This window comes from Effusibacillus consociatus, assembly GCF_042652925.1.
In the GTDB taxonomy this organism is placed as follows: Bacteria; Bacillota; Bacilli; order Tumebacillales; family Effusibacillaceae; genus Effusibacillus; species Effusibacillus consociatus.
In genome coordinates this window covers 16,399-30,732 of sequence record NZ_JBHSHC010000112.1, presented here as the reverse complement: position 1 = coordinate 30,732, position 14,334 = coordinate 16,399, and the positions used below count along the sequence as shown (strand labels likewise).

At 48.1% G+C, this 14,334-nt stretch carries 12 protein-coding genes and 1 pseudogene; 7 read left to right on the top strand and 6 right to left on the bottom strand.

Annotation, left to right across the window (positions count from 1 at the left end; translation table 11 throughout):
* Positions 1-3 precede the first annotated feature (3 nt).
* From ACFO8Q_RS14940 to ACFO8Q_RS14930, 3 genes are read left to right on the top strand one after another with little or no spacing between them, the layout of a single operon-like run.
* Positions 4-1,173: a Ger(x)C family spore germination protein gene (locus tag ACFO8Q_RS14940; RefSeq protein WP_380026612.1), complete on the top strand. Its 1,170-nt coding sequence runs from the start codon at positions 4-6 to the stop codon at positions 1,171-1,173.
* Between the two features lie 41 nt (positions 1,174-1,214).
* Complete coding sequence (locus tag ACFO8Q_RS14935; protein WP_380026611.1) at positions 1,215-1,457, top strand: hypothetical protein; 243 nt, start codon at positions 1,215-1,217, stop codon at positions 1,455-1,457.
* A gap of 30 nt (positions 1,458-1,487) precedes the next feature.
* Entirely contained in the window at positions 1,488-2,582 is a 1,095-nt protein-coding gene (locus ACFO8Q_RS14930) for a GerAB/ArcD/ProY family transporter (protein ID WP_380026610.1), read from the top strand.
* A 29-nt stretch (positions 2,583-2,611) separates the two neighbouring features.
* Here the strand turns inward: ACFO8Q_RS14930 and ACFO8Q_RS14925 are convergent, their stop codons facing one another.
* Positions 2,612-3,574: a sugar phosphate isomerase/epimerase family protein gene (locus ACFO8Q_RS14925; protein WP_380026609.1), complete on the bottom strand. Its 963-nt coding sequence runs from the start codon at positions 3,572-3,574 to the stop codon at positions 2,612-2,614.
* Positions 3,575-3,746: 172 nt separating this feature from the next.
* On the opposite strand from ACFO8Q_RS14925, the gene ACFO8Q_RS14920 reads away from it, so the two are divergent.
* The 4 genes from ACFO8Q_RS14920 (at position 3,747) to ACFO8Q_RS14905 (ending at position 9,334) form a co-directional block, all read left to right on the top strand.
* On the top strand, positions 3,747-5,273 hold the full coding sequence (locus ACFO8Q_RS14920; RefSeq protein WP_380026608.1) for a GMC oxidoreductase: 1,527 nt from the start codon (positions 3,747-3,749) through the stop codon (positions 5,271-5,273).
* Positions 5,274-5,295: 22 nt separating this feature from the next.
* A complete protein-coding gene (locus tag ACFO8Q_RS14915) occupies positions 5,296-6,936 on the top strand; it encodes a GMC oxidoreductase (RefSeq protein WP_380026607.1) in 1,641 nt (546 codons plus the stop codon).
* A gap of 62 nt (positions 6,937-6,998) precedes the next feature.
* Positions 6,999-8,489, top strand: coding sequence for a GMC oxidoreductase (locus ACFO8Q_RS14910; protein WP_380026606.1), 1,491 nt, complete (start codon positions 6,999-7,001; stop codon positions 8,487-8,489).
* A gap of 26 nt (positions 8,490-8,515) precedes the next feature.
* Positions 8,516-9,334, top strand: coding sequence for a sugar phosphate isomerase/epimerase family protein (locus ACFO8Q_RS14905; protein ID WP_380026605.1), 819 nt, complete (start codon positions 8,516-8,518; stop codon positions 9,332-9,334).
* Positions 9,335-9,434: 100 nt separating this feature from the next.
* On the opposite strand, the gene pcrA is transcribed toward ACFO8Q_RS14905, so the two are convergent.
* From pcrA to ACFO8Q_RS14880, 5 genes and pseudogenes are all read right to left on the bottom strand, one after another.
* Positions 9,435-11,582, bottom strand: a complete 2,148-nt coding sequence (pcrA, locus tag ACFO8Q_RS14900) for a DNA helicase PcrA (RefSeq protein WP_380026604.1) — start codon at positions 11,580-11,582, stop codon at positions 9,435-9,437.
* 89 nt (positions 11,583-11,671) lie between these two features.
* Positions 11,672-12,355, bottom strand: coding sequence for a TetR/AcrR family transcriptional regulator (locus tag ACFO8Q_RS14895; RefSeq protein WP_380026603.1), 684 nt, complete (start codon positions 12,353-12,355; stop codon positions 11,672-11,674).
* Between the two features lie 64 nt (positions 12,356-12,419).
* Positions 12,420-13,505 (bottom strand): annotated as a pseudogene (locus ACFO8Q_RS14890) (GerAB/ArcD/ProY family transporter).
* Positions 13,506-13,540: 35 nt separating this feature from the next.
* Complete coding sequence (locus tag ACFO8Q_RS14885; protein WP_380026602.1) at positions 13,541-13,777, bottom strand: hypothetical protein; 237 nt, start codon at positions 13,775-13,777, stop codon at positions 13,541-13,543.
* Between the two features lie 60 nt (positions 13,778-13,837).
* Positions 13,838-14,266, bottom strand: a complete 429-nt coding sequence (locus tag ACFO8Q_RS14880) for a GerAB/ArcD/ProY family transporter (RefSeq protein ID WP_380026601.1) — start codon at positions 14,264-14,266, stop codon at positions 13,838-13,840.
* Positions 14,267-14,334: the final 68 nt, after the last annotated feature.

The following is a 14,334-nucleotide window of genomic DNA, read 5'->3' as shown; positions in this document are numbered from 1 at the left end:
ACAATGAGACCATCAATGGCTGTCATTCTTTCTATTTTCCCAGTTTTTCTAATAACAGGGTGCTGGAATAAATTTGAATTGACCCAATGGGGTTTTGTCCAGGCGGTGGCGATCGATCCAACCGAGGAAGGGAAGATAGAATTGACGACACACATATATAAGCCGACCGGTGGAGGAGGCGAAGGGGGAGGACCCTCCCCACATGAAGGTATTAAGTTTATCAACGTCAAGACAGAAGCTGAAACCATCCATGACGCCATTCGTGATATTCCCATCCAATTAGGGCGCAAAGCCAAATTTGATCATATGCGGGTCATTATTGTCGGAGAAGAGTTGGCAAGGAAAAAAAACGTAGCAGAAATTCTCGATATTTTCTCCCGGGATCATGAACCGAGGGCGACCGTCTCAATAATGATTGCCAAAGGAAAGGCGAGCGAGTATTTGGATGTCAAACCGTTGATTGAAAGTACAATGGGTCAGCAACTACGGAGAATTGATGAAACCGCCAGCCGTTTTTCTGCCAAAACAATAAAGACAAACCTGTTGGACCTTGCATTGCAATTGAAAAGCGCAGGAAAGGTGGCAACGGTTCCTTACCTCGATTTCGGCAATACGAAACCGAAAACCACTCCGGTTGCAGGAATCGCCCTCCTCAAAAAAGGGAAAATGGTTGACCTTCTATCTCCAACAGATGCTGAAAACTTGATGATCCTGGTCAATCAATACAAAAGCGGGGTCATCGAAATCCCCTGCGAAAAACAAGGAAAAGAAGACAAGAAGTCAATGGAATCTTTCGAGGTGAGGTCAGTTCAGACCAAAGTCACTCCCAGGATCAAAGGAAATTCGCTCACCGTTCATGTATCCGCCAAAATTGAGGGTTCAACCAGTGAACTCCGTTGTTCTTCCTTGCTTACCAAAGAACAGGCAAAAGCATTCGAGGAAAAGATTAAAAAAAGAGTTGAGCAGAATTTACGGAAAACGATCGAGTTTCTGCAGAAGGAAAAAGTGGATGCGATCGGTCTCGGAAATAAAATCTACATCAAAGATCCTGCACTGTGGGAAAGTTGGAAGGAAAAATGGGACCAGCATTTCGCTGCCAGCCGATTTGAGATCGATGTCGATGTAAAGGTTGCGAATACGGGAATGAACGTCGGCAAGCCATTTGGCAAATAAATCCTTTCCGATTTAAATTTTCTGAACGGAGGAATGAAAGCTTGTTTGAGAAAATCATTCTTCTTTTAATTATTTATAGCGCAATTTTGATTTACGACGGTCGAAAATGGAAGCTAAAAGGCCGTCGGGAGCGTCTCTCTTACGGAGCGATAACACTGACTGCCGTTTATCTGAGTTTCATTTACGTGACTGACAGCAAATGGCCGAACCTCAACCACATTATCGAGTTCTTTTTTGCGGACCCGGCCAAACACATTGTCGAATCTGTAAAGCTCCCATCCTAGTTCGATTCAAGCTGCAGCGAAGGTGGTACGATGAAGAAGCAAGAAACGATCAATTCCTGGCAGACGGCAAGTTTATTTCTCGCTTTTATGACCGGTTCGGCAATTATTAACATTCCAGCTCCCTTGACTGGTGCCGCCAAGAACGGAGCTTGGTTGTCACTTCTGATTGCAAACGGAATCGGTTTTCTTCTTTTAGCCTGTGTCCTGTATTTACATCGGCAGTATCCGGGACTGACCTTTATCGATTACAGCCGGAAAACCCTTGGCAGCTGGCTCACCGTCGTTATTGCCGTCCCCTTTCTCTCCACCGTGTTCTTAATGCTTTCCAATATCGTTCTCGATATAGGGGGATTTTTTACCAGTACGATGATGAAGGAAACACCCTTGTATGTGTTTAACTCCCTGATTCTTATGACAGCTGCTCTGACAGCGCGCGCGGGTATCGAAGTGATGGCCAGAATGTTCACCTTGCTTCTTTATATTATGGTTACCTTAGTGTTCGCAGTTCTATTATTTGTTTTGCCCTATTACCGTCCGGAACATCTTTTGCCTGTTTTTCCGAAGGGGATCAAACCGATTCTGCATGGAGCTTACATGGCCTGGGGGTTCCCTTATGCAGAGCTGATCCTATTTTCAATGATTCTGCCATTCACTAGCAAGGAAAGAAAAAGTCCCCTCGTCAAATTCATGTTTCTGGCCCATCTTGTAAATGGGGTCAGTTTGGTCACTGTGATAGTATGCACGATTATGGCCATAGGACCCTTGGCCGGTGAAATCAAGTATTCGGTATTTCAGCTTGCACGTTTGATCAATGTTCAGGAAATAATCGAAAGAATTGAGTCCGTAATCGGTTTCACATTAATTGCCGGTTCTTATATGAAAGCAACCATTGTTCTGTTTATTCTTAATCTGGCTCTATCGCAATTATTGAAGCTGCAGGATGACCGCCTGCTGATCTTTCCTGTTGCGCTTGTCTCCCTGCTGCTCTCGCTCACCATGTTTAAAAATGAAGCCGAATTTGTGGAGAATGTAACAGTGGTTTGGCCATTACTGATTACCACCGTAGGAGTTCTTCCTGTGCTTCTGATCACAGTGGTCACTCTTTTTAAAAAGAATCGAAAGTAACAACGACGATCACAAGCAATCGGTATTTGTTATTTCTCCGCCAAAGGAGATCGGATGATCAATCCTCGGAGATTGCCGGCCGCTTTAGTAAAACCTTCCAATCCATCGATCAGGGGATCTTCTTGTTCTATGTTGAGCACATAATCGTACCCCACCATCCGGAGCGCACTACTGATGTCGGCCCAGGTTTTTAAGTCATGCCCATATCCGATGGTTCGGTAGTACCAGGAACGGAAGCCCGGTTGGTCCATTGGTTTCGGGTCCAGAACTCCGTATAAATTCATGTTGGCCTCCGAAAAAATCATATCCTTGGTTGAGACATGATAAATGGCTCCGGCAAAACCGAGGATTTTCACCGCCTCAACCGGATTGATCCCTTGGGTCCACAGGTGGCTTGCATCAAAGCCGGCTCCAATGACTTCGCCAACAGCTTCACGAAGCCTGAGAACATCGGCCGGGGAATGTACGGTGAATCCCTCGTGCATCTCGATCCCGATATTAACTCCGCGCTGGGCGGCATATCGCCCCACTTCCCTCCAATACGGGATCACTTGTTGTTCCCACTGCCATTGAAGAATCTCCGGATATTCCGGAGGCCAATATAAATAAGCAAAGTTTGGATATAGCGTACTGTCCGGGGCACCTGGATTACCGGAAAAACAATTCACCACCGGAACTCCCATTTGTTGAGCCAAATCGATCGTCCGAATCAATGTCTGATGATGTTCCCGGGCGATAGTCCGATTCGGATGAAGAGGATTGCCATGGACGCTGAATGCACTGATGAACATCCCTCGCGACTCCACAGCGTGCAGGAAACCTTTTTGCTTTCCCCCATCAGCGAGGAGCTGAGCCGGTTTGACAAAAATATCCCCGGGATAATTTCCCGTTCCGAATTCTACAGCCTCTACTCCCCATGATTTTACGAAATCCAACATTTCTTCAAACGGCAGATCCTTAAAAACTCTCGCGACAAAAACACCGAGCTTCAAGAAGCATCAGCCTCCAAGTAAACTTTATGGTTTTTTTCGCTTACCTAACTGTATTCGAATTTTTTAATCATATGATAAGTGGTCAAGAACGAGCCAAGGGCTGGCTTAGATTTAGAAATTGAGTCATATACATGGAGTGTAAAGTAAGTTTTCGGGTAAAGGATGTGACAACATGAAAAACAGAAACCAGCCCAATAACCCCCAGCCCTTTCAGCCGGTAGGTCCGTATCTTCTTCCTTGTCCGCCCGAGCCCCCATCAGACTATCTGGAGCACTGGATTCCGCTAACTTCTTTGGAGCGAATGGCTGAAACGTATTATGATGTGATTATTGTCGGCAGCGGAGCAGGAGGGGGGGCCGTTCTTTGGAGGCTTTGTGAACGATGGAGGAAAAATGGAGAACGGGTCGCTCTGCTCGAGGCGGGCGATCTCTTGCTTCAAACTCATGCGTATAACTTGCCCACTTTTGATAGCGCACGCCTAACCAAATTCTTGGCAAACCCCAAGATCGGGCGACCGATTGGGGCTGAATGGCCGGACTATCCAGGTGCTACAGAGTTTTTGGCATTAGGTGGAAAAACGCTGCATTGGGGAGCTGTCAGTCCGCGCTTCCATCCTGAAGACTTCAAATATTGGCCGATTCAATATAAGGAGCTCGTTCCCTATTACCTTATTGCGGAACGGGTGATGAATATAAATCAAGGCTTTACAGCCGGATCTTCCCTGCAGGAAATCCTTCTTGATCGTCTTCGATTCGCCGGATACTATGATGCAACCGATTTCCCCATTGCTGTGGACCGTGAAGTCACCAAGTATGGTGAGATCCATTCCAACGCCTTTTTTAGTTCGATCATCTTCTTGGCTTACGCATTAAATCTAGGTTCATTTGATTTGGCCGTCAAGGCTCGTGTGATTCAGGTTCTGGTTGAAAGCGGGAAGGCGGTCGGCGTGAAAGTGGTCACACCGGACAAGAAGTCCTGTTTTATCAAAGGAAAGACCGTTGTGCTATCGGCGAGTACCTTTGAAAATCCGCGTATTTTGCTAAATTCCGGTATTCGTGGGGAAGCCACCGGCAGATATTTAATCAATCATTCCTTTACGGTTACCCTTGCAACGGCGTCCCGGAAACAATTTCCCGAAGTTTTAGGGAATACCGGCATATTGATACCACGCTCGGAAGACCGGTCCTATCAGTTACAAATTGCCGGAACCGATCCCTATAAATATTATTGGTACCATTATAAAGAAAGACCGCTGCAGGAAGAACTTAGGTTTAGTGTGCTTGGTTTCGGTAAAGTTGAACCTCGAGTTGAGAATCGCGTTACGCTGGACCCGGCCAGACGGGATGAATATGGAATGCCAAAACTGAACGTCCATTTTTCATACAGCGAACAGGATCAAGCTATTATTGGGCAACTCGCTTCTTCCAGTACGTATGCGGTCTCCAGTATGGGCATGTCAATCGAAAAGATTCCTTGTCTGATGCCTCCAGGACTTGACTACCATGAGGCAGGAACGTGCCGGATGGGGGATGATCCCTGCACTTCCACCACCAACCGGTTTGGTCAAGTGCACGGTCTATCCAATCTCTTTGCAGCCGACAATAGCGTCTTGCCTTTCATTGGAGCCGCCAACCCGACATTGACGACAATTGCCCTGGCTATTCGAACAGCGGATTATATCATCCATCGGTTGAAATAGAATGAAGCTAGGATGTGAAACCATGTATTTCTATTTCGGTAGAGACGGAGAAACCCTCAGATTTATTTCGCAAAAATATCATCTCGAACTTAAGGATCTCCTCGCTTTCAATCCACACATTCAAAGTCCTGATCTGATCATAGCCGGCAGAAAAATAAACATCCCTTCTACAGCTGTGCCTCTCAGGCAGACCGTTCTTCCCCCTTGTCCGCCAGAGGAACCGCCGGATTATCTGGATCATTGGATACCTCTGACATCTTTGGAGAAAATGCAGCAAACGGATTATGACGTCCTTATCGTCGGAAGCGGGGCCGGTGGAGGAGCCGTTCTTTGGAGGCTGTGCGAGCGATGGGGACGAAACGGCAAACGGATCGGTATGGTCGAAGCGGGAGACCTCTTGCTGCCGACACATGCACGAAACATTCCCACGATGAGCAACCGACGTTTGGAAAACTATTTGTTAAGCCCTAAAGTATCGAAACCGCTTCCTCAATTTCCTGGTGCGAAGCAAATATTTGCGCTGGGAGGCCGAACCTTGTTCTGGGGAGCCTTCTCCCCCCGCATGTATGATGCTGAGATGCAAAAATGGCCGATCCCGGTGGAAGAGATCCGATTCTACTACAATATCGCCGAACAGATCATGAACGTCACTTCGGCTTATACCAAAGGATCTTCGATCACCCAACTGCTGCTCCAGCGCCTTCGTGAAAACGGTTTTCCCGAAGCAATGGATGTCCCGATGGCGGTCGACCTTGAGTCAACGCAATATGGCCAGATTCATTCGAATGTATTTTTCAGCTCGTTCCATTTGTTGGCTTCTTCCCTCAACCTTCGCCCTTTCGATCTGGCAGTGAAGGCACGTGCTGTCCAAGTGCTTACCGACAGAGGAAAAGCGGTCGGCGTCAAAGTGATGTCACCGGATAAAAGATCGTATGTTATTAAAGCCAAAACCATCGTTTTGTCGGCCAGTACGTTTGAAACCCCGCGCCTTCTTCTTTACTCCGGAATCCGTGGACCAGCCATTGGTCGTTATCTTGTAAATCATTCTTTTGTAAGAGCCAAAGGAATGATAAGCCGCCAGGAGTTTCCGGAGGTTTTGGGGACACTGAAAATTTTAATCCCGCAGACGGAGGCTCGTCCCTTTCAGATCGAAATTCACGGTCCGGGAACATTTGACTGGTATCAGCCCTTTGAACAAAAACCTTTGCGGGAACAATGGGAGATCATTTTATACGGTTTTGGCAAGGTCGAACCGCGGTTTGAAAACAGAGTCTATCTCGATCCCCGCAGACGGGATGAATACGGGGTACCCGAGATCCAAATCGATTTTGCCTATAGCCAAAATGACAAAGCAGTCATCCTCCATATAGCGGAGGGGATGAAGCAAACTTTCTCAGCCATGAGAGTTCCCTTCAATTCAATCGGCTCCGCGCCTATTTGCCTGCAGCCGGTCGGGGAGGTTTTCCACGATATGGGAACCTGCCGCATGGGGGATGATCCTTTGACTTCCGCAACCGACCGGTATGGCCAAATTCACGGCGTGTCCGGCCTCTATGTGGCCGACAGCAGCATTTTGGTTACTGTCGGAGCCGCCAATCCGGCATTGACGACGGTAGCTATGGCCCTTCGCACGGCAGATCATATTCTCCATCAATTGAAATAAGTATTATAAAGGATCACAGCGTCTTCGCGAAATCATGATTTGTTCGAAAGGAAGTGCCGATATTGACACCCATTTTCCCTTGCCCGCCTGAACCGCCAACAAAATACTTGGACCACTGGATTCCCCTCACTTCGCTCGAGCAAATGGAACAAACGGATTATGACGTCCTCATCGTCGGCAGCGGGGCTGGTGGAGGAGCCGTTCTTTGGAGGCTGTGCGAGCGATGGGGGCGAAACGGCAGACGGATCGGAATGGTCGAAGCGGGGGACCTCTTGCTGCCGACACATGCACATAATATTCCTACAATGAATGGCAGGCGCTTTTTAAGATATTTCCAAAACCCCAAAATATCGAAACCGATCGGCAGAATCCTCCCTCAATTTTCAGGCGCGAAACAAGTTTTCGCTCTCGGGGGAAGGACGTTGTTCTGGACTGCAGTCAGTCCCCGCATGCCTGTTTCCGAGACCGGGAAATGGCCTGTGACCGGCAAAGAAATGAAGCTGTACTACAGCATTGCCGAACAGATCATGAACGTCACTTCGGCTTATACCAAAGGGTCTTCGATCACCCAACTGCTGCTCCAGCGCCTTCGTGAAAACGGTTTTCCCGAAGCCGACGATTATCCGGTAGCCGTCGACCTTCAAACAACAAAATATGGTGAGATCCATTCCAATGTTTTTTTCAGTTCGATCAATTTCCTTGCTGCTGCCTTAAACCGGCGTCCGTTCGATTTGGCGGTGATGGCCCGCGCCGTCCGGGTTCACACCGAAAGAGGGAAAGTGACGGGGCTTCAGGTGATGTCACCCGAGAAAAAATCGTATTTTCTGAAAACCAGAAGAGTCATTTTATCGGGAAGCACTTTTGAAACCCCTCGCCTGTTGCTTCATTCGGGGATTCAGGGAAGATCCGTCGGCCATTACCTGGCCAACCATTCATTTATTATCGCAACAGGACAAATAAGCCGCCGGGAGCTTCCGGAGGTATTGGGGACACTCGGAATTTTGATCCCCCAGACGGAAGTACGTCCTTATCAGTTCCAGATTTACGGGCCTGGAACCTATTTGTGGTATCAACCGTATGAAGAAAAACCTTTACAGGACGTATGGCAGATCTTCTTTCAAGGCTTTGGGAAGGTCGAATCACGCTTTGAAAACCAGGTCTTCCTCGACCCGCGCAGGCAGGATGAATATGGGGTGCCTGAGATTCAAGTAAATTTTTCTTATAGTGAAAAAGATCAAGCGGTCATTCGACAAATGACGAAAGATATGCAGCGGGTCGCCTCAGCCATCGGGGCCCGTTTGATTTCAAAGGAAGGCCAACCGCCCATCTGCCTGAACCCGCCCGGACTTGACTTCCATGAGTCGGGAACCTGCCGCATGGGTGATGACGGATCCAATGCGGCAGTGAACCGGTATGGAGAAATTTTCGGTGTATCCGGTCTCTACGTCGCCGACAACAGCGTATTGCCATCTACCGGAGCGGCCAATCCGACATTGACCACGATCGCCCTCGCGATTCGTACAGCGGATTATGTCATTCGGCAATTAAAATAAAGAATTCGTAATTCGGAAACAAACTGATGTTTCAAATCGAGGAGGATGCAGGAGAACAGATGAAATCTCCCAGGCTTGTTAACTGGATGGAGAAGTCCAAGATTCCTCCGGGTCTCCAGCTTTATACCGTGCGCGACGAACTGGTAGAGGATTTTTTCGGAACTCTTGGGAAAATAGCGGAAATGGGATACCAAACCGTGGAGTTTGCCGGCTATTACGGTATTCCGGCAGATGAAATGAAGAAAGCTTTAGATGATTTTGGCCTGCAGGGAGTCTCGAGCCACGTTGCAATGCAGACACTGGAAAAGGAATTGATCGCCCAAATCAAATACAGCCTCACCATCGGTGGAAAATATATTGTCATCCCTTCTGTCGGCCGAGAGCAGCTTACCAACGAACAGGAATTCCGCACACTCGTTTCGTCCATTCAAAAGATCGGCAAAGAGGTCCGGCAATACGGCCTTCAATTGGCATATCATAATCATGCTTTCGAGTTTGAAAAAATTGGCGGAATGTACCTTCTTGACCGTTTATTGCATAGTGTGAGTGCCAATGTCCTGCAGCTCGAGCTTGATCTGTTCTGGGTGAAAAAGGCCGGGCTTGACCCCGCGATGACCCTTAATTCCTATAAAGGGCGAGTTCCACTTATACATGTAAAAGATATGGACCGAGAGGGCGACTTTACGGAAGTAGGGCGCGGGATTATTGATTACCGGTCCGTCTTTCCGATTGCCCGCGATGTAGGGGTGCAGTATTACTTTGTAGAGCAGGATTTCAGCCGTCTTTCCCCTCTTGAAAGCGCGAAACTGAGCATCGACTACTTGATATCAATCGGTGCCGCATAAAAAAGCAGATGTCCTCATCTCGGCAGCAGTGCCGGTGGCGATAGGAAAAGACTGGCCCAATAATCCGAGGGCCAGAACAAATTCTCATCGAAAACGCGGCTTACTTTTCGATAACCCGAAGCTTTGTCGTCTTCGGTTTTACTTTTTTTGTTCCGTGTCTGGACTGGAAAGTAACCTCCAGTTCCAATTCATCGTCTTTTCCGGTCATATCCATAATCACCCCAATCCCCCACTGTGGATGGCGGACACGCAGGCCGATTTCCCACCGGGGAACCACTTGGAAGTCAGAGCCCGATTTTTCAACCAGTTCTTCCGGCAGTTCATCCAAAAAGCGGGAGGGATCGTTCATTTGCAGCTGCCCAAAAATGGTGCGTTCCGTACAGTACGTAATATGCAGCTTCTCTTGCGCTCTTGTGATCGCCACATAGCACAGATTTCGTTCTTCTTCGATTCCACCAGTGGTATCCATCGAGCGGCTGTGCGGAAAAATCGTCTCCTCCGCCCCAATAACGAATACCACTGGAAACTCAAGCCCTTTCGATGCATGCATGGTCATCATGTGCACCGCATTATCTTTTTTCCCTGTTTCTTTGTCCGTATCGGATAACAACGAGGTTTCAGCCAAAAAATCGGCCAACGTGCCCCGGCGGCGCTTGTCAAACGCCCGTGTGACGGTCAGAAGCTCATCAATATTCTCAAGCCGGTTCTTGTCTTCTTCTTTCGGGCTTGACTCATACATTTCCCGATACCCGGTCCGCCTCAGCATTTCCTGCAGAAACTCGGTGACCGACAGTCCCTCTTGTGTAAAGTGAAGATCTGTCATCAGCAGATGAAACTTTTTCACCGCTTCGGTCGCCTTCGCACCGAGATCTGCCTGTTCCGCTTTGCCCATCGCTTCCAGCAGAGTCAAGCTGTTGTCATGAGCAAAATCAAGCAGCCGCTTAAGGGTCCCTTCCCCAATATTCCGCTTTGGAACATTGACGATCCGCAGTAAAGAAATCTCGTCCTGCGGGTTTGATATCGCCTTTAAATAGGCCATGACATCCTTGATTTCGCGCCGGTCATAAAACGTCATTCCGCCAAGAATCTTGTATGGAATCGCCGCTTGCAGGAACACTTCCTCGATCGCCCGGGATTGGGCGTTGGCCCGGTACAGAACGGTGCAATCGCGAAATTGTCCGCCATTGCCCACGTGCTCCTGGACCTTTGCCACCACATACGCCGCTTCATCTGCCTGATCAAGCGCCGCATAGATGGAGATCTTCTCACCCTGTCCTTTCGCCGACCACAGATTCTTGTCTTTCCTTTGTGTATTATTGCGGATTACCGCATTGGCCGCGTCCAGAATGGTACTGGTGGATCTGTAGTTTTGTTCCAGCATGATGACATTGGCTTCGGGATAGTCCCGTTCAAAGTTGAGAATATTGGAGATGTCCGCCCCCCGCCAGCGATAAATCGCCTGGTCAGAGTCCCCGACCACACAAAGATTTCTGTATTTCTTCGCCAGAAGATTGACTAACTTGTACTGCGCACGGTTTGTATCCTGATATTCATCGACATGTATGTACTGAAACTTTTCTTGGTACGTTTCCAACACATCCGGTTGATCTTCAAACAGCTGAACGGTTTTAAAAATCAGGTCATCGAAGTCCAACGCATTGATGCCGCTAAGTTTATGCTGATATTCCCGGTACACATTGGCCGCCACCGAATCAAGCAAAGACTTCCCGGCCATTTTTTTAAACTCGTCGGGACCGAGCAGTTCATTCTTGGCAGCGGAAATTTTCCACTGTACCGAGAAAGGCTCAAACTTCTTCATGTCATAGTTGAGGTCCAGCATACACTGCTTGATTGCAGCCATCTGGTCTTCCGGATCCAGGATGGAAAAATTGTTCTGATAGCCGAGTTTCTCAGCTTCCCGCCGCAGAATCTTCACACACATGGAATGGAATGTGCTCATCCAAATGTCGCTGGCCGCTTCCCCAACCAGTTTCTCCACACGTTCGTTCATTTCTTTCGCCGCTTTATTCGTAAAGGTAATCGCAAGGATATTCCAAGGCTGCACTTTATGGTGCCCCATCAGATACGCTATCCGCCGGGTCATTACGCTTGTTTTGCCCGAGCCCGCCCCGGCAAGAATCAGCAGGGGTCCTTCCGTTGTTTCCACCGCTTTTTTCTGCTCAGGATTCAGCCCTTTAAGGATCGAATCCGTATCAATTGTAAATGATGATTTCACCTCAGAAGTCATACAACCCTCCGCTGGCCTTCCTTAATTTTTTCCACCTTAGTAAGGTAGCACGGGAAGGGGCTCGCTGTGAAGGGCAAAAAGTACCGGCATTAGTCCTTCGCCTTAACTCCGTTCAGGTAAATCTCCACCATCCGCTGAATTTCTACCTCCTCATCCTCCTGCCCAAATACCTCCGGAGCCACGTTTCGAAGTACAACGTAGCCAGCTATCATGCTCATCAAAATTCTCAAGGCCGATACGGAGTCCACATCGCGAAGCGTTCCCTTTTCCACTTCTTCACGAATAAACCTGGTTCCGATCCCGATTACCTTCGGAAGCACTTTCTCCTTGATAGGCTGCAACAATTCGGGATGGAACGCAGCCTCAATGGCAACCGTCTTAATCAGGGGCAGATTATTTTGTGCCAGGCGAATTCGATCTCGCATCAGATCCGCCAATACATCTTCAATCCTTCGGTCTGTTCGCGATTTAAAGATTTTCTCGACACCGCTTAATACAAAAGGACGAAAGAATCTGACAAACAGCGGGATAAGCATGCCCAGAAGGAGATCTTTCTTTGTCTTGAAGTAGTTAAAAATGGTCCCTTCCGATACGCCGGCCTCTTTGGCCACCTCGCTCGTTCGACTGGCGCTGAATCCTTTTTCGGAAAACACGCGAATGGCCGCTTCGAGAATCTGCCAGTGCTTCTCCGTCAATTCAGTGTCCGGGTTAAAATCGATATCGGCCAACTCATTTGTATGGATGGGTGATTGTCGTGTGGATTTGTCCTTCATTTTGTAAACCTCCGGTCGATTCTTTCTGATGCATGATTGAGTCCTTACTCAATAATATATCATATCATGCCTTTCTTCTCCGAATCAAAATCACGGACAGCAGCAGAACAGGCAAGACCAAGAATAAGGGAATCCATGCAATGTTCGGCACAATTTTCAGACCGACATAGGCGTGTTGAGCTACGTTCTCTGCCATGTAGATTGCTGATATAAGGACGAGAATCGCTGCAGGAATAATCAGCCAACGCTCACTTTTCATCCCTGTCAACTGTCGTATCCAGCGAATTGCTCCGAACATAAAGATTCCTACTTTAAAGACCACCATAGTACACATATAGACCACAGCGAGGGGATTCAGATTTTCCACGAAATCTGCCACACTTACTTCCGGGAGAACGGAATACAGCGGATAGATATAGCGTTTAAATAGGTTTTCGCCAAAAATTGTAATTTCCATATGTTGGCAGATGCAATAAGAATCCCATATAAACAAGCCGAAAGCAAAGTGATCTTCATCACCCGCCCCGGTTCATTTGCCAATGTCCAGATCATCCCAAACACAATCGTCTCTCCATAAGGGCACGGTCACCCCGAGCGGCCATACAGCTTTCCAAACATCCCCCCACCCCTTTTCCAGGACAGGCAGCAGAAACTCCGGATGTACGATGTCTGAACTAAGAAGCAGGATCACCTCACCAATGTACAACAGCAACACCACAAGCAGTAAGAACTCTCCAGCCCGTGCGAAATTCTCTATACCGTGATACAGAATAAAAGCGATTAACATCACTAACGTACCCATAGTTACAGCAAGAGGGGTACGGGGTAAAATTGTAAGTGATATAAAATCCCCAAAATCACGCAAAACCCGTCCGCCAATATATAAGAATGTGAGAGGATAAAGCCATGCAATCACCCTCCCCGGCCAACGACCGAATTGTTCCGGGAACCATTGGACGAGAGTCAAACCTGGTTGCAGACGCATCAATGCAGTATACAATATAAGGACGAACGACCCTAAAAAGCTGGATAGCAACGCTGCAATCCACGCATCTCGACCGGCAGGTGAAGCAAAGCCAAAGATTATCGTACTGCCAATCTGAGATAACAGCGTTGTAGCAAACAGTTGATAGCCGATAATTCTCTCCACGAAGCTCGCCCCCTTCCTGGAATCATGATACGGAATCACACTAAGGATGCCCTTGTCACCTTTCTGTCACTTTTGCATATCATTTTTCCGATTGGTTCAAAGACCATTCGGAGCGGGGTGATGGGGCTGGGTATTTCAACTCCCGCAATCAGCAGGGAGCCGATCACAAAAACTTCCCCCATCCATCCGGACGGTATGACAGCCCCGGTGATTACCGGACGAATTCCTTCACTCAAAATAGGCTGCAGGCGGGCGAATTCCATGTCCCGCAATGATAACACCCAAATCAGGACAAAGGTCATAATTCCCAAGGGGACAAGAAACTGCCCGCATCATCCGATCACTTCGATCCCGGCGAATACGGCAATCCCGCAAATAACCAGCATCACTCCCGACAGTACAGCGGGTGGAGTCTTAGGCAATGCGACAACATTGAGGAAATCGATCACGAACCGAGGAATCCCTGCACTGAACGTAAAGAAATTATAAGCCAGATAGATCGCCAACAATTTCCCCATCCATTTTCCGAGGATTGTCGTACTGTATTCAACAATTGTCATTCCGGGATACCGATTTGCCAATGCGGTCATAACCATAACACTCCAGAATGCGGTCACGGACGAAGGAATTACCGCTAACCAGGCATCTTGCTTGGCCACTCCTGTCATTGTCGCAGGAACAGATAAGATTTCTGTAGCAATCACTAACGGAATCAACAACAAGCCCAACTGTGAACCGGTTATTTTCTCTTGAACGAACATCTATTCTTCCCCCGTTCGGCCTTTGCTCCGTTTCGACTGGGCTTCTGTCCTCCCGGTACACGCAGAAG

What these genes read in the sequence shown, in the direction of transcription:
- ACFO8Q_RS14940 (WP_380026612.1), top strand. Translation starts at nt 4, where the DNA reads ATGAGACCATCAATGGCTGTCATTCTTTCTATTTTCCCAGTTTTTCTA.
- ACFO8Q_RS14930 (WP_380026610.1), top strand. Translation starts at nt 1,488, where the DNA reads ATGAAGAAGCAAGAAACGATCAATTCCTGGCAGACGGCAAGTTTATTT.
- ACFO8Q_RS14920 (WP_380026608.1), top strand. Translation starts at nt 3,747, where the DNA reads ATGAAAAACAGAAACCAGCCCAATAACCCCCAGCCCTTTCAGCCGGTA.
- ACFO8Q_RS14915 (WP_380026607.1), top strand. Translation starts at nt 5,296, where the DNA reads ATGTATTTCTATTTCGGTAGAGACGGAGAAACCCTCAGATTTATTTCG.
- ACFO8Q_RS14905 (WP_380026605.1), top strand. Translation starts at nt 8,516, where the DNA reads ATGTTTCAAATCGAGGAGGATGCAGGAGAACAGATGAAATCTCCCAGG.
- pcrA (WP_380026604.1), bottom strand. Translation starts at nt 11,582, where the DNA reads ATGACTTCTGAGGTGAAATCATCATTTACAATTGATACGGATTCGATC.
- ACFO8Q_RS14895 (WP_380026603.1), bottom strand. Translation starts at nt 12,355, where the DNA reads ATGAAGGACAAATCCACACGACAATCACCCATCCATACAAATGAGTTG.
- ACFO8Q_RS14880 (WP_380026601.1), bottom strand. Translation starts at nt 14,266, where the DNA reads ATGTTCGTTCAAGAGAAAATAACCGGTTCACAGTTGGGCTTGTTGTTG.